This window comes from Stenotrophomonas sp. JAI102 (assembly GCF_013409105.1).
In the GTDB taxonomy this organism is placed as follows: Bacteria; Pseudomonadota; Gammaproteobacteria; order Xanthomonadales; family Xanthomonadaceae; genus Stenotrophomonas; species Stenotrophomonas maltophilia_AA.
The window spans coordinates 628,148-646,109 of sequence record NZ_JACCCI010000001.1 but is presented as its reverse complement, the minus strand read 5'-3'; the positions used below and the strand labels follow the sequence as shown (position 1 = coordinate 646,109).

Annotated in this window: 18 protein-coding genes and 1 tRNA gene; 5 read left to right on the top strand and 14 right to left on the bottom strand. The window is 66.5% G+C overall.

Annotated features, from left to right (window positions below; translation table 11 throughout):
* The first annotated feature begins 67 nt into the window (after nt 1–67).
* Nucleotides 68–1,024 (top strand): SOS response-associated peptidase family protein, encoded by a 957-nt coding sequence (locus tag HDC96_RS03015; RefSeq protein WP_179458679.1) that lies wholly within the window; start codon nt 68–70, stop codon nt 1,022–1,024.
* 9 nt (nt 1,025–1,033) lie between these two features.
* Here HDC96_RS03015 and HDC96_RS03010 read toward each other — a convergent pair whose 3' ends face one another.
* Entirely contained in the window at nt 1,034–1,414 is a 381-nt protein-coding gene (locus HDC96_RS03010) for a response regulator (RefSeq protein ID WP_179458678.1), read from the bottom strand.
* 124 nt (nt 1,415–1,538) lie between these two features.
* Between HDC96_RS03010 and HDC96_RS03005 the strand changes: the two genes are divergently transcribed.
* From HDC96_RS03005 to HDC96_RS02995, 3 genes are all read left to right on the top strand, one after another.
* Nucleotides 1,539–1,625, top strand: a tRNA-Leu gene (locus HDC96_RS03005).
* 311 nt (nt 1,626–1,936) lie between these two features.
* Nucleotides 1,937–2,359 carry a hypothetical protein gene (locus tag HDC96_RS03000; protein WP_179458677.1) on the top strand — a complete coding sequence of 141 codons (423 nt, stop codon included), beginning with the start codon at nt 1,937–1,939 and terminating at the stop codon, nt 2,357–2,359.
* Between the two features lie 6 nt (nt 2,360–2,365).
* Nucleotides 2,366–3,337 carry an RES family NAD+ phosphorylase gene (locus tag HDC96_RS02995; RefSeq protein WP_179458676.1) on the top strand — a complete coding sequence of 324 codons (972 nt, stop codon included), beginning with the start codon at nt 2,366–2,368 and terminating at the stop codon, nt 3,335–3,337.
* A gap of 87 nt (nt 3,338–3,424) precedes the next feature.
* Here the strand turns inward: HDC96_RS02995 and HDC96_RS02990 are convergent, their stop codons facing one another.
* The 10 genes from HDC96_RS02990 to HDC96_RS02945 all read right to left on the bottom strand — a co-directional run bounded on the left by HDC96_RS02990 (nt 3,425) and on the right by HDC96_RS02945 (nt 14,818).
* Nucleotides 3,425–5,287 (bottom strand): methyl-accepting chemotaxis protein, encoded by a 1,863-nt coding sequence (locus tag HDC96_RS02990; RefSeq protein ID WP_257018570.1) that lies wholly within the window; start codon nt 5,285–5,287, stop codon nt 3,425–3,427.
* 281 nt (nt 5,288–5,568) lie between these two features.
* Entirely contained in the window at nt 5,569–7,716 is a 2,148-nt protein-coding gene (locus tag HDC96_RS02985; protein ID WP_179459593.1) for a PAS domain-containing protein, read from the bottom strand.
* Nucleotides 7,717–7,944: 228 nt separating this feature from the next.
* Entirely contained in the window at nt 7,945–10,320 is a 2,376-nt protein-coding gene (locus HDC96_RS02980; RefSeq protein WP_179458675.1) for a Tex family protein, read from the bottom strand.
* 206 nt (nt 10,321–10,526) lie between these two features.
* On the bottom strand, nt 10,527–10,742 hold the full coding sequence (locus HDC96_RS02975; RefSeq protein ID WP_179458674.1) for a hypothetical protein: 216 nt from the start codon (nt 10,740–10,742) through the stop codon (nt 10,527–10,529).
* Between the two features lie 134 nt (nt 10,743–10,876).
* Nucleotides 10,877–11,341 (bottom strand): hypothetical protein, encoded by a 465-nt coding sequence (locus HDC96_RS02970; protein WP_179458673.1) that lies wholly within the window; start codon nt 11,339–11,341, stop codon nt 10,877–10,879.
* Nucleotides 11,338–11,541, bottom strand: coding sequence for a PspC domain-containing protein (locus tag HDC96_RS02965; RefSeq protein ID WP_179458672.1), 204 nt, complete (start codon nt 11,539–11,541; stop codon nt 11,338–11,340). Before HDC96_RS02965 ends, HDC96_RS02970 begins: the two co-directional genes overlap by 4 nt.
* 47 nt (nt 11,542–11,588) lie before the next feature.
* Nucleotides 11,589–11,960: a YfeK family protein gene (locus HDC96_RS02960; protein ID WP_179458671.1), complete on the bottom strand. Its 372-nt coding sequence runs from the start codon at nt 11,958–11,960 to the stop codon at nt 11,589–11,591.
* A complete protein-coding gene (locus tag HDC96_RS02955) occupies nt 11,957–13,027 on the bottom strand; it encodes a class III poly(R)-hydroxyalkanoic acid synthase subunit PhaC (RefSeq protein ID WP_179458670.1) in 1,071 nt (356 codons plus the stop codon). The genes HDC96_RS02960 and HDC96_RS02955 overlap by 4 nt, the downstream gene beginning before the upstream one ends.
* Entirely contained in the window at nt 13,024–14,151 is a 1,128-nt protein-coding gene (gene phaE / locus HDC96_RS02950) for a class III poly(R)-hydroxyalkanoic acid synthase subunit PhaE (RefSeq protein ID WP_257018569.1), read from the bottom strand. The genes HDC96_RS02955 and phaE overlap by 4 nt, the downstream gene beginning before the upstream one ends.
* Before the next feature lie 52 nt (nt 14,152–14,203).
* Complete coding sequence (locus tag HDC96_RS02945) at nt 14,204–14,818, bottom strand: CDP-alcohol phosphatidyltransferase family protein (protein ID WP_179458669.1); 615 nt, start codon at nt 14,816–14,818, stop codon at nt 14,204–14,206.
* A 377-nt stretch (nt 14,819–15,195) separates the two neighbouring features.
* Between HDC96_RS02945 and HDC96_RS02940 the strand changes: the two genes are divergently transcribed.
* Nucleotides 15,196–15,846 carry a methyltransferase domain-containing protein gene (locus HDC96_RS02940; protein WP_257018568.1) on the top strand — a complete coding sequence of 217 codons (651 nt, stop codon included), beginning with the start codon at nt 15,196–15,198 and terminating at the stop codon, nt 15,844–15,846.
* Nucleotides 15,847–15,914: 68 nt separating this feature from the next.
* Here the strand turns inward: HDC96_RS02940 and HDC96_RS02935 are convergent, their stop codons facing one another.
* The 3 genes from HDC96_RS02935 to HDC96_RS02925 form a co-directional block, all read right to left on the bottom strand.
* Nucleotides 15,915–16,403 (bottom strand): 8-oxo-dGTP diphosphatase, encoded by a 489-nt coding sequence (locus tag HDC96_RS02935; RefSeq protein WP_179458667.1) that lies wholly within the window; start codon nt 16,401–16,403, stop codon nt 15,915–15,917.
* A 59-nt stretch (nt 16,404–16,462) separates the two neighbouring features.
* Nucleotides 16,463–16,972, bottom strand: coding sequence for a DUF1249 domain-containing protein (locus HDC96_RS02930; RefSeq protein WP_179458666.1), 510 nt, complete (start codon nt 16,970–16,972; stop codon nt 16,463–16,465).
* 145 nt (nt 16,973–17,117) lie between these two features.
* Nucleotides 17,118–17,939 carry a pyruvate, water dikinase regulatory protein gene (locus HDC96_RS02925; RefSeq protein ID WP_019184148.1) on the bottom strand — a complete coding sequence of 274 codons (822 nt, stop codon included), beginning with the start codon at nt 17,937–17,939 and terminating at the stop codon, nt 17,118–17,120.
* Nucleotides 17,940–17,962 lie beyond the last annotated feature (23 nt).

The following is a 17,962-nucleotide window of genomic DNA, read 5'->3' as shown; positions in this document are numbered from 1 at the left end:
GAACGGATTCGCAGGATCTGCGACCCATGGGCCTATCCTGTCCGCTTGCCCACCCTGCTCTCCCGCCATGTGCTATTCCGCCCAGATCCGCGCCGACTACACCAAGCTGGTCCGTGAGTACGGCGCCATGATGTCGCTGGACGAGTTCGCCCAGCTCTATGCCCACGACGCCGGCAAGCAGCGCCCGAAGACCCCCAAGGCGATGGACGACGGCTTTGCCGGCGCGCGTACCGCGCAGGGCCAGGAGATCGTGGCAAGGATCCAGCAATGGCATGCCGAGGAAATGCAGGCACTGGATGAGGAAGTGCGCCTGCAGGGCGCGCGCTTGAAAGCGGCCGAGGAACAACTGTCTACGCGTCCCACGCAGAAGGCGCGCACCGAGGTACGCGTGGCCGCCAACCGCATCGAGCGCGCGCAGATGCGCCTGTCCGATCTGCAGCGCGCGGGTCTGGTGCCGCGCGACAGCCGCATTTTCCCGGGGGTCTACGCGCCGGTGATCGTGTCCGAGCACGGGCAGCGCATGATCAAGCCGATGCGATACCAGTGCCGGCTGCCGGACAAGCCCGCGCGCAACGACGCGCTGTATCCCGGCACGTACAACGCACGCCGGGACAGCCTCGAGGCGTACTGGAAATCCGCGTTCGGCCACCGGCATGGCGTGGTGGTGGTGCAGTCGTTCTACGAGCACGTTCCACGGCACGCGTTGGAGCAGCGCCCGCTCTCGCCCGGCGAGAAGGCCGAGAACGTCGTGCTGGAGTTCAGTCCGCAGCCGCCGCGCGATCTGCTGATCGCGTGCCTGTGGTCGGAATGGGAAGGACCGGAAGGTCGCCTGCTGTCGTTCGCCGCGATCACCGATGATCCGCCTGCCGATGTGGCGCGGACCGGCCATGACCGCTGCATCGTGCCGATCCGGCGCGAACATCTGGATGCGTGGCTGAATCCGGACCCGCAGGATCTGGCCGCGCTGTACCGGATCCTGGACGACCGCGAACCGGTCGACCTGGCACACGCCGAAGCAGCGTGACGTCGCCGCTCAGCCGGCGACGGAGTCGCCCACCCGGGCGCGCCCCAGCGCGGCGTTCAGGTCGGCCGTCAGGTACGGCTTGGTCAGGATGACACCCGGCCGGAAAGCCTCGGGCAGATGCTCGGTCGCCATGCCGGTCGCCAGTACGAAGGGGATCTGGCGCGCCACCAGCGCAGCGGCCACCGCTTCACTGGTCTCGTTGTTGGCCAGGCGGTAATCCAGCAGCACCACCTGTGGCTCGGTTTCCGAGAGCAGGCGCAGCGCCTCGGCGACCGAGGCCGCCAGCCCCACCACCACGGCGCCGGACTGCGCCAGCTGCATCTGCAGCAGGGCCGCACTCATTTCGTCGTTCTCGACCACCAGCACCCGAAGATCCTGCAGCGCGCTCATGACGACTCCCTGTATGGTTCAGCGCGATGAGTATAGCGTCCTGCGTAGGTGAAACCCTGACAGGAACTTAAGCATTCAGGTCTGCACAAATGTCGACATCTTGTATACACTACGCGGCCAGCCAGCCGAAGTGGCGGAATCGGTAGACGCAGCGGACTCAAAATCCGCCGCCCTTAAAAGCGTGTGGGTTCGAGTCCCACCTTCGGCACCAATGGTTTGCGGGGTTTCTGGATGGTCAGAACCGCTCGCAAAAAACGATGCGCTCCGCAATTGCGGATGGAGACCTCGCCTTTGGCGAGGTCTTTTCGTTTCGGGCGGTTTAGCCTCCAAGCACAGAATAGATGCCCGATGGAGCTGCCGATGCCTGATGGCGGGCACCGGGACACGCCGCGCCTTCTGCGCACAGTGCATGGCACCAACCCCTGCCAGCGATTGACGATACCTCTATGATTTTGAAGGATTTAATCTTGCTTCAAACATGGTCAAAAATTGTTTTTCCCGTGGTGCATCGCTGCGCGAGGTATGCAATACTCCGCCAACCCCGCCCTCGCCTGGCTCGCCATGCAAACCGCCCCGCTCTTCCGTAGCGTCCCGCTCAGGGACTCGTTGCATTTCGGGAAAGGCACCGACTTTGAGCCCAAGAAGGTTGCAGAGTTCATGCAGCTCGACCGAAACGCAGTCTCGAAGATCGCATCCGTTGCGGTTGCCTCCGTCCGCTGGGACGACGGCGCTCCGAAGGCTGTCAGGGAACGACTCGAGGAGATCGGTGCCGTTGCCAACATGGTGGCGGACATCTTCGCGGGCGATGCGGCAAAGACTGCCCTCTGGTTTCGCACCAAGAACCCTCTGCTAGGTGACATCGCGCCACGCGACATGATCAGGCTTGGTAGACATGATCGTTTGCGCCGCTTTATTGTTACGGCAATTCAAGAGGATCAGGCCTGAGAGTCCATGGCAAGGAGGTCGAAACAGCCTGTCCCTCTTCACGGTGTTCCGAACGACTTTCCTGCAACGATTCATGTCCTCGATAGATTCTCAGAATCTGATCTGGAGGTATGGAAGAAGCGATCCCGAGAGCTTGACGACCTTCACGACGCCCTTTACCACGGCCTTGAAGGTGAACGCTTACGTCGAAGGGATCAGCTGATAGACGCACTGAATGCAAAGCCTGCGCCGGCCTTTGAATTCGATAGTTGGGCTCGCATGGTTCAGTATCGATACTCCAGCGATCCACTTTCAGCCGCAGGGAGCGTGCGCTCCATAGGCGGCCGATTCAACATCGGCAACGACTGCGACGAATCTGGTGCGGCCGTGATCTTTCCGGCGCTGTACCTCGGTGACTCGCATGAAACTGCATTTCGCGAGTGCTACCAGTCCTCGTCCGAAAAGATGGAAGCAACGGGATTGACTGCTGCAGAAATGAGTCTGCGCAAGAGTGATGCGACGGTTCGCATCCGTGGCAGGATCGAGAGGGTGTTCGACGTCAGGAACGTTGAGAATCTCAGGCCGGTCGCGAGAGTTCTCGCCAAGTTCACAGTGCCCGATGAACTGGTCCGGCTCGCAAGAGCCCTGCGACTTGGCAAGCCGGAACGCCTCCTCATTCGTACGCCATCCCGTCTCCAGACCAACCTGCAGGACGTCAACTGGCGAGCATGGCCGGTCCAGTTCGGCTTGCCGTCACCGAGTCAGCGGTTTGGTCTCATGCTCAAGTGGGCAGGCTATGAGGGCGTCTTGTTTCGATCCAGCAAGCAACCTGGATCGACATGTCTGGCTGTTTTCCCTGGCAACATCTGCAGTGATCGCTCCTTTGTGGAGCTTCAGGACGACTTCCCGCCAAGCGTCGTTCATAGCCGACTAGACCTATCCACCGCATCAACGCTATGCGGTTGGGAATATGTGAGAGAGAAGGATCGATGCTCTTAGCGGAGCATGAGCGCGCACTGCCCAAGGCGGCGCCAAGGCCGGACCCCTCCAGTCCGGCCTTCTGACATCAGGTGCATCCAGACCCGCTCAGACCAGCCGAAGCGTCGGATGTGCGCCGTTGAGCGTATTCGCCGCAGCCGGCCGCGCCGCACCCACCGCCCCCGTCACCCGGAACGCCGCCACCGTCTGCAGCAGTTGGGTCGACTGCTCTTCCATGCTGCGTGCGGCCGCCGAGGCCTCTTCAACCAGCGCGGCATTCTGCTGGGTGCTCTCGTCGATATGCTCGACCACCTGGTTGATCTGCTCGATGCCTTCGCTCTGCTGCTGGGCTGCGGCGCTGATGTCGGCCATGAGATCGCTCACGCGCTTCACGCTGACCACGATCTCGTCCATGGTGCGCCCCGCGCTCTCGACCTGGCGCGTGCCTGCCCCGACCTTCTCGACCGAGTCGTCGATCAGCTGCTTGATCTCCTTGGCGGCCTCGGCCGAACGCTGCGACAGCGAGCGGATTTCCGAGGCGACCACGGCAAAGCCACGGCCATGCTCACCCGCGCGCGCCGCCTCCACCGCCGCGTTGAGCGCCAGGATATTGGTCTGGAACGCGATGCCGTCGATCACCCCGATGATGTCGACGATGCGGCGCGAGGAATCGTTGATCAGCGACATGGTCGAGACCACCTCGTGCACCACCTGCCCGCCCTGCGCGGCCACCTCGACCGCGCCGCCGGACAGTTGATTGGCCTGGCGGGCATTGTCGGCGGTGCGCCGCACGGTGGCGGTCAGGCCCTTCATCGAAACCGCGGTTTCCTCCAGCGAGGCGGCCTGCTGTTCGGTGCGCACGGACAGGTCGCTGTTGCCTTCGGCGATCTCGCTGGCACCCACCGCGATGGTGTCGGCGGCCAGTTTGATCTGGGCAATGATCCCGGCCATCGCCTCTACCAGCGCATTGATGCCCTGGCACAGCTCGGCGATCGGGCCGGACTTGTCCTCGGTGGCGATATGGCCGGTCAGGTCGCCGGCCTGCGCCGCGGCGACGACCTCGCGCGTCTGCGCGACGGCCTGCTGCAGCGCCAGGGTGTCACGCACCTGCGCGGTGATGTCGGTGGCGTACTTGACGACTTTGAACGGGCGTCCGTTCATGTCGTAGATCGGGTTGTACGAGGCCTGGATCCAGACCTCGCGCCCGCCTTTTCCCAGCCGCTTGTACTGACCGGCATCGTACTCGCCGCGGCCCAGCTTCGCCCAGAACGCACGGTACTCCGCACTCTGCCGATAGGCGGGCTCGGCGAACATCGCATGATGCTGCCCGCGCACCTCGTCCAGTGCATATCCCATCGCGGCGAGGAAATTCTCGTTGGCGGCCAGGATGCGGCCCTCCAGGTCGAACTCGATCACGGCCTGCGATTTGTTGATCGCCGCCAGCTGGCCGGCGAAATCAGCGGCCTGGAATTTCTGCGCGGTGATGTCGGTGGCGAACTTCACCACCTTGTAGGGCCGCCCGTGGCTGTCGAAGACCGGGTTGTAGGACGCCTGGATCCAGATTTCGCGGCCGCCCTTTCCCAGCCTCCGATACTGGCCCGCCTCGAACTCACCGCGGCCCAGGTTGGCCCAGAAGTCCCGGTATTCCCTGCTCTGCGCATACCCGGCATCGACGAACATGGCGTGGTGTTTGCCCTGGATTTCCTCGAGGGTGTAGCCGAGCGTCTGCAGGAAATTGTCGTTGGCGTGCACGATGGTGCCGTCGAGATGGAACTCGATCACCGCCTGCACCCGGTGCAGCGCCTTGACCTGGTCTTCCAGCTCGGCCTGCCGCTGCAACGCGGCGGATGCCGCAGCGCCATGGGCGGCGCGACGGGAAACGAACAATGCGGTGAGCGAACGCCACAACGAGCCTGCATCGGCGTCGCTGTCACGACCTGGCACATGCGTGTGCAAGTCTGAAGTAATCATCTTTAGACCTCGGTGTCCGGTTAGCGAATAGGTCAGCGCCGGGCGGTGGCCCGGTGGCGGTATTCCGTTGGCTGGGACTCACGAAGATCGCCAGTGGGGATGACGTCGCTTCGATGGACTGCAAACACCGGGCAGGCCGGTGAACATGAACCATTTAAAGAAGGTGTACGGCCAGATATCCACGTGAGCAGACAGGCAGCAACTGCGAGTCATATAACGGCCCGTGTTCTGAAAGCTTTAGGGCCATCATCGCCGCGCCGTGGCGCAGGGTGGACCGGCGTCTACTCGCCGCTTTCACTGGCATCCAGCGCGTCCAGCGGGTCGATCGCGCCGAGCGCCTGGGCCTCCACCTGGACGTTGTCGCGCCCCAGCGCTTTGGCCCGGTAGCACTGCGCATCCGCCGCCGCCACGGCGTCATCCACGCTCATGCCGCCGGACAGGGGCGCGATGCCGATGCTCGCGCCCACGCTCAGCCGCCGCTGGTCCCACGGGATGGACAGCCCGCGTATCGCCTCGAGCAGGTCGGTGGCGATGCGGCGGGCCCGCTTGAGCGAACAGCCGGCCAGGATCACCGCGAACTCATCGCCCCCCAGCCGCGCCACGATGTCCGAATCCCGCACCCCGTGCCGCAATACGCTGGCCACGGCCCACAGCACCGCATCGCCGGCCAGATGGCCATGGGTGTCGTTGACCGGTTTGAAGTGGTCCAGGTCGATGTACATCAACGAGGCCGACTGGCCGGTCCGGGCCACGCGGGTGATGGCCTGCTGCAGGTGCGCCTCGAATCCGCGCCGGTTGCTCAGCTCGGTCAGCGGGTCGATCTCGGCCAGGTGCCGGGCCTCGCGCTGGCGCGCGCGCTGCTGGGTGACGTCACGGATCACCCAGACCGCGCCGCTGGTCAGGCCGTCCTCATCGCGCAGCCAGGCACGGGTCAGGTCGACCGGCAGCAGGTGGGTTCCCACCGCCAGCAGCAGGTCCGAATGCAGGTCGACCGCATTGCTGTCCGGGTCGAGCAGCACCGCCACGTCCAACGGCGAGCGCGGCGCGTACTCGGTGGTGAGTTCCACCACCTCCTGCAGCTGGCTCCCGGCCAGTGCCTCGGCGCCCTCGCCCGCCAGCGCGCGGGTGGCCGCTGCGTTGGCGTACTGGATGCCACCCTGCAGGTCCAGGGTCAGCACCATGTCGGCCACCGCATCCAGCGTGACCCGGGTGCGCTGCTCGGATTCGCGCAGCTGCTGGCCGCTGAGCCGTTGCGCGGTCACGTCCTGGATCTGGGAGACGAAATGCAGTGGCTCGCCATTTTCCGTGCGGACCAGCGAGACCGACAGCCGCCCCCAGACCAGGTTGCCCGCCTTGCCCAGGTAGCGCTTCTCCATGTGGTAATGCTCACGGCGGCCGGCCAGCAGATCGCCGAGCAGGGCGAGGTCGGTATGCAGGTCGTCCGGATGCGTCAGTGTCTGGAAATCGATCAGCAACAGCTCGGCGCGGGTGTAGCCGAGGATGCCGCACAGCGAGTCGTTGACGTCCAGCCAGCGCCCTTCCAGCGACACCAGGGCCATGCCCAGCGCTGCGGACGAGAACGCCCCGGCGAATTTCTTCGAGGCCAGGAACGCCTGCTCGCGGACCTGCAGCAGCGGGGTCAGGTCGACCGCCATGCCCACGTAGCCGATCCGGTTGCCGCCGGCGCAGTCCAGCGGACTGATCGACAGGCGCACCTGGCGGCGCTCGCCGTCCTTGCGCAGGAACGTCCACTGATGCGACCAGGTGCCCTTCGCCGCCCGCGCGCTCAACGCCTCGAACACGGTCGGCAGGCGCCCGTCCGCCCCCATCTGGGGCTGCAGGTAGGCACGCATCTCCTCCGGGTCATGGAACAGGCCCGGGTTGACCCGTCCGATCACTTCATCGGGGCGGTAGCCGAGCAGTTTCTGCGCACCGGTGTTGAACAGATTGACCACCCCGTCGATGTCTGTGGCGATCACCGCCACCTCGTCGGAGGCATCGACCACCGCCTGCAGGCGCTGGCGCATGTTCGCCGCATCCTGCCGGGCCTCCTGCAGCTCGGTGACGTCGGCATGCGCGCCGGCCATCCATAGCGGCCGGCCCTGTGCATCGCGTTCGTAGACGCGGCCACGGTCCTGCACCCAGATCCAGTGGCCCTGCTTGTGCCGCATCCGGCACAGGCTGTCGTAGCGCGGCGAGCGCCCCGCCATGTGCTCCTCGAGCAACGCGTTGGACTGGGCCAGGTCGTCGGGATGCACCAGCCGGAAGAAGGTCTCCGGCGTGATCGGCGCCAGTTCCTCGCGGGTGTAGCCCACGATCTCCGCCCAGCGTTCGTTGACCCGCATCTGGTTACCGGGGATGTCCCAGTCCCAGGTGCCCGCCGCGGTGCCCTCGATGATCATTTCCAGCCGGTGGCGCTGTTCGGCCATCTCGCGCAGCGCGGCACCAGCGCGGTCATCGGCGCTGCGGCCCGCCCGGTCGCCCGGTCCTGCCTGGTCGTCTGTCATCTGGGCTCCCCGCCGTCCACCTACCCTACGGGCATTGAACGCGAAGTGTGCGTAAACCCGGGCGAAACCAGAAGTGCCTCCGGCCATCGGCAGGGACCAGAAACGCCAAGGGCCGCCCGAAGGCGGCCCCTGTCAGGCCGCGGGAGGCGTTCAGCCGCCGCGCTTGGCCCGGGCGAAGGCGTCGGCCAGCGCATTGTTGGCCGGCGGCGCGGCACTGCCCGGGCGCGGCCCGGAGGGGGCGCCACGGCCGCCATTGCGCGGGCCGTTGCCTGCCCCGCCCTCCCGGCGACCCCCACCGGCCGGGCGCGCATCGCGCTCGCCGGGTGCCTTGGCCGGGGCCGGGGCGTCGTCCAGGCGGCGGGTCAGCGCGATGCGCTTGCGCGCCACGTCGACCTCCAGCACCTTCACCTTGACGATGTCACCGGCCTTGACCACGTCGCGCGGGTCCTTGACGTAGGTGTCCGACAACGCGGAGATGTGGATCAGGCCGTCCTGGTGGACGCCGACGTCCACGAAGGCACCAAACGCGGCCACGTTGCTGACCACGCCCTCCAGGATCATCCCGACCTTGAGGTCCTTCAGTTCTTCGACACCGTCAGCGAAACGCGCGGCCTTGAACTCGGGGCGCGGATCGCGGCCGGGCTTTTCCAGTTCCTTGAGGATGTCGCGCACGGTCGGCACACCGAAGGTTTCGTCGGTGAACTGCTCGGCCTTGAGCCCACGCAGGAAGCTGCCGTCGCCGATCAGCGCCTTGATCGGGCGTGCGGTGGCGGCCACGATGCGCTCCACCACCGGGTAGGCTTCCGGGTGCACCGAGGAGGCATCCAGCGGCTGGTCGCCATCGGCGATGCGCAGGAAGCCGGCGCACTGCTCGAAGGTCTTCTCGCCCAGGCGCGGCACCTTGAGCAGGTCCTTGCGGCGCTTGAACGGACCGTTGTCGTCGCGGTGGCGCACGATGTTCTCGGCGACGGTGGACGACAGCCCAGACACGCGCGAGAGCAGCGCGGCCGAGGCGGTGTTGACGTGCACGCCGACCGCGTTGACGCAGTCTTCCACGCGCGCATCCAGCGCGCGCGCCAGCCGGTACTGGTCCACGTCGTGCTGGTACTGGCCCACGCCGATCGCCTTCGGATCGATCTTGACCAGTTCGGCCAGCGGGTCCTGCAGGCGGCGGGCGATCGACACCGCGCCACGGATGGACACGTCCAGGTTCGGGAATTCCTTGGCCGCGAATTCCGAGGCCGAGTACACCGATGCACCGGCCTCGCTGACCACGATCTTCTGCAGCTTCGTATCACCCAGCGCCTTGATCACCTCACCGGCCAGCTTGTCGGTTTCACGGCTGGCGGTGCCGTTGCCGATCGCGATCAGGTCCACGTTGTGCTGCACGCACAACTGCTTGATCGCGTGCAGCGACTGGTCCCACTGGCGGCGCGGTTCGTGCGGGTAGATGGTGTCGGTGGCCACCAGCTTGCCGGTGGCATCGACCACGGCGATCTTGCAGCCGGTACGGATGCCCGGGTCCAGGCCGAGCACGGCCTTGGGGCCGGCCGGGGCGGACAGCAGCAGATCCTTGAGGTTGTCGCCGAACACCGCGATCGCCTCGGCCTCGGCTTTCTCGCGGGCCTGGTTGAACAGGTCCAGCAGCAGGTGCATGTGCAGCTTGGCGCGCCAGGTCAGGCGGCAGGCGTCCAGCAACCAGCGGTCGCCGGGGCGGCCGGCGTCGCGGATGCCCGCCTTGTGCGCGACACGGCCTTCGGCGTACAGATTGCCGGCCTCCGCATCGCTGCCCGGGTCCAGTTCCAGGAACAGGATTTCCTCACGCCGCGCACGGAACAGCGCCAGCAGCCGGTGCGACGGGATCTTTGCCAGCGACTCCGAATGCTCGAAGTAGTCGCGGTACTTGGCGCCCTGCTCTTCCTTGCCCTCGGCGACACGTGCGCGGATCACGCCGTTCTCGCCCAGCCAGGTGCGCAGCTCGCCGACCAGCGCGGCATCTTCGCCCCAGCGTTCCATCAGGATTGCGCGAGCGCCTTCCAGGGCCGCCTTGACGTCGGCCACGCCCTTGTCGCCATCGACAAAGCGCGCGCCGAACACCTGCGGGTCCAGGCCGGGATCGGCCAGCAGGCCATCGGCCAGCGGCTCCAGGCCGGCCTCGCGCGCGATCTGCGCACGGGTGCGGCGCTTGGGCTTGTAGGGCAGGTACAGATCTTCCAGGCGCGACTTGGTGTCCGCGCCGAGGATCTCGTTGCGCAGCTCATCGCTGAGCTTGCCTTGTTCGTCGATGCTGGACAGCACCGCGGCGCGGCGGTCTTCCAGCTCGCGCAGGTAGGTCAGGCGCGTTTCGAGGTTGCGCAGCTGGGTATCGTCCAGGCCGCCGGTGACTTCCTTGCGGTAGCGGGCGATGAACGGAACGCTGGCGCCTTCGTCCAACAGGGCGATGGCGGCGAGGGCCTGGGCGGTCTGGGCACCGATCTCATCGGCGATGGTCTGGGCGATCTGCTGCGCGAGCTTGATGTCAGGCATTGCTTCCGGCCGGAGCCGCTTTGCGGAAAGAACCCATTCTGGCGATGCCGGGCGGCGGGGGAAAGCCGTTGACAGGGCGGACCGAACCTGTCGCCCCGTGGCGATCACCACACGAGAGGTCCTGCGTTCACGCCGGCATCCTGCGTGGGGCTGGGATGCCGGCGCGGGCGCCCGCGACAACCGGGCACCTCCGCGGTGTGGCTCGCTTACCGGTAATGCACCGCTGCACGCTGATGGACGATGTCGTCGCGCATCGACTCCAACGCCATCACCCGCACCTTGCCCACACCCTGCAGCTCCATGAACCGCTCGGTGTAGATCTCCGGGCCCAGCTCGGTATCGGCCTGGGACTTGCTGAAGCCATGGGGCACGAGGCCCTTGTCGCCATCCTTGCTACCACCGACATAAAGGACGATTGCCATGTGATGTATTCCTCCAGAAAAACGTTGTTGCTCATACAGCGATGCAAGTTTACCCCGGCAAACCTGACTGATTCGTCATGCAGGCTAATAACGTTTTTTTGCATGCAGATGACGCCGCGTTGTCGACATTTTTCTTACATGGATTTAACGCGGAAATAACGGGGCCACCAACCCCGCCCGTGCAGCGCGTACACGTCGGCGGCCCGTTCGAACGGATTGCGTGCGCTCACGCCACCGCAGAGCAGATACACCGGCAGATACAACGGCCCCAGCACCAGATACTGGTAGACGTGCGCACGCTCGTGGTCGTGCAGGCCGATCACCGGCTCGCTGGCGTGGCCCGCCTGGTGCGCGTAGGTGCGGCACGGCACGTCCAGCACCGGTCCGGTATGCAGGATGACATTGCCCAGCGTGATCGCCCCACCCGGCCCCCACGGAAACTCGCGGAACACGATCGCGCAGTCGCGCGCGTTCCACGACGGCTGCGCACCGGCCAGCATCCCGGCGGTGCCCGCGGCCAGGCCGATCAGGGTGTTGGGTGACGTCCACAGCGCGCCCAGCACCTGCAGGGCGCGCAGCAGCAGTGGCGACAGGCTCAATAGGCCTCGTTGGGGATCAACAGCCACAGGATCAGGTAGACCAGGATGCCCGGGAAGGCGGCCGAGCCGATCGAGATCAGCACGAACAGCACCCGCACCAGGGTGACGTTCCAGCCGTAGCGATGCGCGATGCCGCCCATCACCCCGGCGATCATGCGGTCGTTGAGCGAACGGGACAGCGGGCGCGGCGGTGTGTTCATGCACGGGGTCTCGAGCCGGTAGGTGCCGACTCTAGCGCGAACCGTGTCTACGGGGTGCGTTGGCGCAGGGCCTTGAGTCGCGCCCCGAACCAGACCGCGGCGGTCTGCTCCGGCTGGCCCGGGCACGCGATCCGGTACGGCTTGCCGCTCATGCTGCTCTGGCTGGCGGCCCGCTCGATGAACTGCTCGGCGGTGTCCACCTTGTCCTTCTTGAGCAGGTAGTCGTACTTGCGCTGCAGGTGGGCGCGCGCCTCGGGCGCATCGTGCCAGCTGCCGTTGCGTTGGAAGCGGCAGCTGGAGCCATCCAGCGCACCGATCAGGCCGGCGATCTCGCGGCGGGCGGCCTCGCTGGGGGCGGCCTGCGCGGTAGCGATGCCCGACAGACTCACGGCCAGCCAGAGAAGGGGACGCATGTTCATTGTGCGCGCTCGTTCAACCAACCGGTGATGGTCGCCGGAACCTCGCGCTGCGCGCGCCCGGAAACGTAGATGCCGATATGGCCACCGCGGAAACTGCTCTCGGTGTAGTCCGTGCTGCCGATCCGGCCGCGCAGCGCGCGCGATGCATCCGGCGGGACCAGATGGTCCTGCTCGGCATAGATGTTCAGTACCGGCAACGTGACCTGCTGGAGGTCGACCGTTTCTTCGCCGATGCGCACGCCGTCGTGCATCAGGCCATTGCCCTGGTAGAACTGCTTGATGAAGTCACGGAACGCCTCGCCGGCGAGATCGGGCGAGTCGAAAATCCACTTCTCCATGCGCAGGAAATCTTCCAGCGCGTCCTTGTCGTCGAGGATGTCGAGCAGGCCCACGTACTTCTGGACGTTGAGGCGGAACGGCTTGAGCATCAGGTAACTGGCATTCATCAGGTCAGCCGGGATGTTGCCCAGCGTGTCCACCAGCAGGTCCACATCCACCTGCCGCGCCCAGTGCGAGAGCATGTTGTCCGGGGTGTGGAAATCGACGGGGGTGACCATGGTGATCAGGTTCGCCAGCTTGGCCTGGCGCAGCGCGGCATAGCACAGCGCGAACACGCCGCCCTGGCAGATGCCCAGCATGTTGATCGGCTCGCCACCGTTGCGCGCCTGCAGGTGATCCACCGCGCCATCCACGAAGCGCAGCAGGTAATCCTCCAGCGTCTGGTAGCGCTCGGAGCGGTCCGGGTAGCCCCAGTCCAGCACATAGACATCATGGCCGAGCGCCAGCAGTTTCTGCACCAGCGAGCGGTCGGTCTGCAGGTCGACCATGTACGGCCGGTTGACCAGCGCATAGACGATCAGCAGCGGCGTGCGGTGCACCGGCGCTTCGGTACCGACGAAGCGGTACAGCGTGACCTTGCCGTCGCGCCAGATCTCTTCGCGCGTGGTCACGCCGTAATCGACATCGTCCACCGACGGCAGCAGCTTCAGGCCATCCATCAGCTTGCGCTGCATGGCCAGGGTTTCCTGCAGCAGGTCTTCGGCGTTGAAGCCCAGGGGGCCTTTCATGCGCTGCGCTTCCGGGGCTTGGAGGTGGGCTTGGAGGTGAGCTTGGTGGTGGGCTTGGTGGCCTTGGCCGGCGTGGAAACGTTGCCTGCGGGTTTGCTCGCGGCGGCTGGCTTTACCGCGGGCCTGCTCGCCTTGGCCTTACTGGCAGGTGCCGCAGCCGCACGCGCTGCCGCAGGTGCCTTGCCCTGCTTCGGTGCTGCCTTGCCGGATGTTGCCTTGTTGCGGCCCGCCGCACCCGCACCGCTGGCCATGCGTCGCACCAGCCGCTCCAGCTCGGCGATCCGGCGATGCGCCGCATCCATCTCGGTGCGCGTCGGCAGCCCGAAGCTCTCGGTCAGCCGTTCGATTTCCTGCTGAGTGGCCGCGCGCAGCCGCATCTGGGCGTTGCCCAGCGAGGCATAGACCGTCTGGAACGGCTCGGACAGCGCGACCTTGGCATACGCCTCTTCGGCCGCGTCGATCCACAGATCGAACATCGCCCGCGCACTGGTCAGCTGGTTGCCCGGCTGTTCGTGCTCGGCCAGGCGCTGCTCGAACAGGGTGAACGCATCGTCCAGCGCCTGCTTGATCTGCTCCACGTAATCGCGCGAGTGCGCCTGATACTCCTGCTGCGCACGCAGCAGCGCCTGCCAGCGGGCCTGATGCTCGCGACCGGGACCGAACGCCGGGCTCTGCAGCCACGGGCCAAGCTGGCGCTGCAAGGTCTCCAGCAACTGAAGAAGATCCGGACCCTCGGCATGCGTGTGTCCGCGTGCGCCCTGGAGCATCCACTGCAGCAATCCGTCGCCCTGACCCAGCACGGCTTTCCGCCAGGCCTGCGCGACGTCGGCACTGGTGGTGTCGCGGCCGGCGAACTGCGCGGCCACCTGCTGCATGGTCCCGTACCAGCCGCCGGCCTGCTCACGGAAGCGGTGCACGGCCTCGTCGGCCGGGCCGCTGGCGGCGTTGGGCATCATCTGCGCCCATCCGTCGATCGCCTGCTGCCAGTTGCCCTGACCGTCGGGGCCACCCGCATGGCCCGGCGCTGCCGCAGCGTGCCGCAGGGCATCGCCCCAGGCACTGAAATACTGCCGCGCCAAGGCCTCTACATCGCCTGCGCCGCTGCCGCTGCCCGCCGTGGTCATGACCGTGCTCCCGTCTCGGGAAACGATGATAGCAATGGCTCGCCGCGCTGCCTCACGGCTTGGGGATGCGCAGGGTCTTGCTGATCATCAGCGAGCCGGACAGCGCGAACAGCAGCACCAGCGGGTGCAGCTGCCACGGGCCGAGCTGCCACTGGCCCAGCCACAGGTCCGCGCCGGTCGCGCCGACGCTGGCCGCCACGGCCAGCACCACCACCAGCGCCAGGCTGGTCGGAATCGGGGTGCCCTCGAAGTACGGCACCTTGTCGCCTTCACCGGCCAGCGCCTCGGCGGTCACGTTGTAGCGGGCCAGGCGGCTGACGCCGCAGCAGACGAAATAGCTCAGCACCAGCCAGTCCCAGCCGCCCTGCATGCCGCAGGCGTAGGCCAGCGCCGCCGGGGCCACGCCGAAGGAAATGATGTCCGACAGCGAATCCAGCTCGCGGCCCAGCGTGGAGCTGGACTTGCGCCAGCGGGCGATGCGCCCGTCCAGTGCGTCGAAGATGAAAGCCAGCGGGATCAGCGCCATGCCGAACAGCACGTAGCTGCGCTCGCCGTCCTGCAGGTAGCGCATGGCGGCGAAGACCGCGCCGGTGCCGCAGAACGCGTTGGCCAGGGTGAACCAGTCGGCCAGGTGGAACTCGCGCAACATCGAGAAATGACGTTTCATGGAAGATCGGGTGGCGGCAATCACAAGAGAGTACCGCGAGCGGCCCGCGCCCGGACAGCCCACCCTACGCCACCGTAGCCCGCCCTTGCCGGGCCGTTCACGCGGGGACGACCTGCGGTGAATTTTTGGCCACCCATCTTGACAGCGAGTGCCAGCGGGGGCCGGAGGCGCTTATCCACAAACTTGCCCACGAGTCATCCACACCCCCTGTGGACAACTCAGTCTCAATAGACGCGACCTTGGTGATTTTCTGATCACCGATCTTCATCGTGGATGGCCGATCCATCTTCACAGGGGCGCCCATCGGTGCCGCCGGTGGGCTAAGCTGGTGGATGGACTCCGCCGCCGCCAGGTCCTGCCGCCCACCGACAGGAGTCTTGCGCGTGCTTTCCCCCGACCATCTGGCCGCCCAGTTGCGCCACCCGCACGGTGAGCACGCGCTCGTCGTGGCCGAATCGATGAACCGCAGCAACGGCGACCTCAACCGCGCTGCGATCGCCCTGCTGGCGGTCACTGCGGGCGAGCAGGTGCTGGAGATCGGCCCGGGCAATGCGGCCTTCGCGCCCGATCTGCTGCGTTCCTCGGGCAGCCTCTACCTGGGGCTGGATGTCTCGGCCGCGATGGTCGACGCGGGCAACACGCTGCTGGCCGCGCGCGGGCTGCAGGATCGCGCCGAGGTCCGGCTCGGCGATGCCCAGGCCCTGCCCCTGGACGCGGCCTGCATCGATGCGGCGCTGGCGGTGAACATCCTGTACTTCTGGGACGACCTGAAATTCCCGTTCGCCGAACTGGCCCGCGTGCTGCGCCCGGGTGGCCGGCTCTGCCTGGCCTTCGGCGATGCCGCCTTCATGCGCACCCTGCCGTTCACCGCGCATGGCTTTCACCTGCACGAACTGGCCGATGTCGAGCAGGCCCTGCGCAGCGCCGGATTGACCGTACAGGGCTGGCGCGCCCATCACGAAACCGGGCGCAGCAACGACGGGCGCGAGGTCAGCAAGCATTTCCACCTGCTGCTCGCCCGCAGGTAGTGACGGCCACTGGCGGGCATTACTGGCGCATGCACCACCGTTCATGGGTCGCCGGCCAGCGGCCGGCACTACAGCCGGGTGTAGCTCCAGGATTCCATGGCGCCATCGCGGTACGGCATCACGCCATGGAAGGCGCGGGGCTCGTCGTCGAACACCAGCGGCAGGAAGCTGCGATCGCCTTCCCACAGCGGCAGGCTGTCGATCCTGTCCACGTCCACCCATTCCAGGGTGCCCTCCGGATTGGAGGTCAGCGGCGTGCCGGTGAAGTCATCGATGACGAACACGAAACCGAACCAGTCCTCGCCGTTCTTGCCGAAGCCCGGCCAGCTGATCGTGCCGCGCAGGCGCATGGTCCCGCACTCGATCCCGGCCTCTTCGCGGATCTCGCGCCGCATGCAGGCGGCGGCGTCTTCATCGCGCTCCATCTTGCCGCCCAGCCCGTTGTACTTGCCCAGGTGCAGATCACCGGGGCGGGCGTTGCGGTGGATCATCAGCACTTGCTTGCCGTCGGCGGACAGCACGTAGCCCAGGGTGGCCACGATGGGGGTATAGGGCATTTCGCACAGGCTCGGGGGTACACAGACCCCCGATTATGCGTGATCCGCCAGGGGGCGGCTCAGGGCACCAGGGTGGTGCGACGGGCATCCGCCGGTGCCGCCACCGCGCCATCGCGGCGCAGGGTCGCCACGCCGTGGCCGCGTTCGGCCAGGTATTCCAGCCATTTGCCGAGGAAGGTGTTCATCCGCATGCGGTGGCTGATCAGCTCGGCCGGCGGCGGGTACATGCCCACCACGTCCTGCCAGCGGCGTCCGACATAGCAATGGGTGGTCTCGGCCTGGCGGGCGTCACGGTACAGGCGCACGTAGGCCGACGGGTCCGGCTGCCCGGTGACCGGGTCGGCGAAGTCGTAGGTCAGCCGCAGCTCGACCGTGTAGCGGTGGCACTCGATCACGTCCAGCCGCACATCCAGCCCATCGCCGATCGAGGAGACGTAACTGCCGGGCACCAGCTCGGACGGCGCGAACAGACGCACCAGGTGCTGGTAGTTCTCGGCGTAAAGGCCCATCAGCCAGCTCAGGCGGCTGAGCCGGGGAATGCGTTCGATACGGGGCGATGCCTGGGCCATGGGTCGATCCTACACGTTGATCTCCCAACGTGGGGGCGGTGGCAGCCCGGCCAAAGGGGCGGCCCGCAACCGGTTCACGGACGCGGGGTAGTGCCGGCCGCTCCCCCGGAGAGGTGCAATGCGCGGACTGATTCGGCGTGCCGAATCAGTACATCTCGCGCTGCAGCCCCAGCGTGCCCAGCACCTTGCTCGAGATTTCCTCGATCGAGGTGTGGGTGGTGCTCAGGGTCGGGATCCGCTCCATCCGGAACATGGTCTCGGCCGCGGCGACCTCGCGGCGGCAGGTCTCCAGGTTGGCGTAGCGCGAATTGGGGCGGCGCTCCTGGCGGATCTGCTGCAGGCGGTCCGGGTCGATGGTCAGGCCAAACAGCTTCTTGCGGTAAGGACGCAGCCGGGGAGGCAGGCGGTCCTGCTCCAGATCCTCGTCGGTCAGCGGGTAGTTGGCCGCGCGGACCCCGTAATGCAGGGCCAGGTAGATGCAGGTGGGAGTCTTGCCGGCCCGCGACACGGCCACCAGGATCACGTCGGCATCGTCGTAGTTGATAGCGATGCCGTCGTCATGGGTCAGTGCGAAGTTCATCGCGTTGATCCGCCGGTGGTAGGTCTCGAAGTCGACCATGCCGTGCGCCTGGCCGACCCGGGAATGCCGGTTGACCGCCAGTTCGCGCTCCAGCGGCTCGATGAAGGGGGCGAACACGTCCAGCATCAACCCGCCGCTTTCGGCCAGGATGATGCTCAGCCCGCTGTCCACGCAGGAACTGACCACGATGGGCCGAACCTGGTACCGCTCCCCCGCTGCACGGATCCTTTCACAGGCTTCCCGCGCTTTTTCCGGATCATCGATGAACGACATTCGGTCGGTGATGAAGCTGAACCCGGAGAACTGGGTCAGGAGGCTATGCCCAATGGTTTCAGCGGTGATACCGGTTCCATCGGACACGTAGAACACCGGACGGATCGTCGACATACGGCTTTTACCCCCTCCGAAGC

Excerpts from the sequence above, each read along its gene's own strand:
- HDC96_RS02980 (WP_179458675.1), bottom strand. The coding sequence starts at position 10,320 with ATGCCTGACATCAAGCTCGCGCAGCAGATCGCCCAGACCATCGCCGAT.
- HDC96_RS02930 (WP_179458666.1), bottom strand. The coding sequence starts at position 16,972 with ATGGCCCAGGCATCGCCCCGTATCGAACGCATTCCCCGGCTCAGCCGC.
- HDC96_RS02945 (WP_179458669.1), bottom strand. The coding sequence starts at position 14,818 with ATGAAACGTCATTTCTCGATGTTGCGCGAGTTCCACCTGGCCGACTGG.
- HDC96_RS02925 (WP_019184148.1), bottom strand. The coding sequence starts at position 17,939 with ATGTCGACGATCCGTCCGGTGTTCTACGTGTCCGATGGAACCGGTATC.
- HDC96_RS02935 (WP_179458667.1), bottom strand. The coding sequence starts at position 16,403 with ATGCCCTATACCCCCATCGTGGCCACCCTGGGCTACGTGCTGTCCGCC.
- HDC96_RS02990 (WP_257018570.1), bottom strand. The coding sequence starts at position 5,287 with ATGATTACTTCAGACTTGCACACGCATGTGCCAGGTCGTGACAGCGAC.
- HDC96_RS03000 (WP_179458677.1), top strand. The coding sequence starts at position 1,937 with ATGCAATACTCCGCCAACCCCGCCCTCGCCTGGCTCGCCATGCAAACC.
- HDC96_RS02975 (WP_179458674.1), bottom strand. The coding sequence starts at position 10,742 with ATGGCAATCGTCCTTTATGTCGGTGGTAGCAAGGATGGCGACAAGGGC.
- HDC96_RS02965 (WP_179458672.1), bottom strand. The coding sequence starts at position 11,541 with ATGAACACACCGCCGCGCCCGCTGTCCCGTTCGCTCAACGACCGCATG.
- HDC96_RS02960 (WP_179458671.1), bottom strand. The coding sequence starts at position 11,960 with ATGAACATGCGTCCCCTTCTCTGGCTGGCCGTGAGTCTGTCGGGCATC.
- HDC96_RS03010 (WP_179458678.1), bottom strand. The coding sequence starts at position 1,414 with ATGAGCGCGCTGCAGGATCTTCGGGTGCTGGTGGTCGAGAACGACGAA.
- phaE (WP_257018569.1), bottom strand. The coding sequence starts at position 14,151 with ATGACCACGGCGGGCAGCGGCAGCGGCGCAGGCGATGTAGAGGCCTTG.
- HDC96_RS02985 (WP_179459593.1), bottom strand. The coding sequence starts at position 7,716 with ATGGCCGAACAGCGCCACCGGCTGGAAATGATCATCGAGGGCACCGCG.
- HDC96_RS02995 (WP_179458676.1), top strand. The coding sequence starts at position 2,366 with ATGGCAAGGAGGTCGAAACAGCCTGTCCCTCTTCACGGTGTTCCGAAC.
- HDC96_RS02955 (WP_179458670.1), bottom strand. The coding sequence starts at position 13,027 with ATGAAAGGCCCCCTGGGCTTCAACGCCGAAGACCTGCTGCAGGAAACC.
- HDC96_RS03015 (WP_179458679.1), top strand. The coding sequence starts at position 68 with ATGTGCTATTCCGCCCAGATCCGCGCCGACTACACCAAGCTGGTCCGT.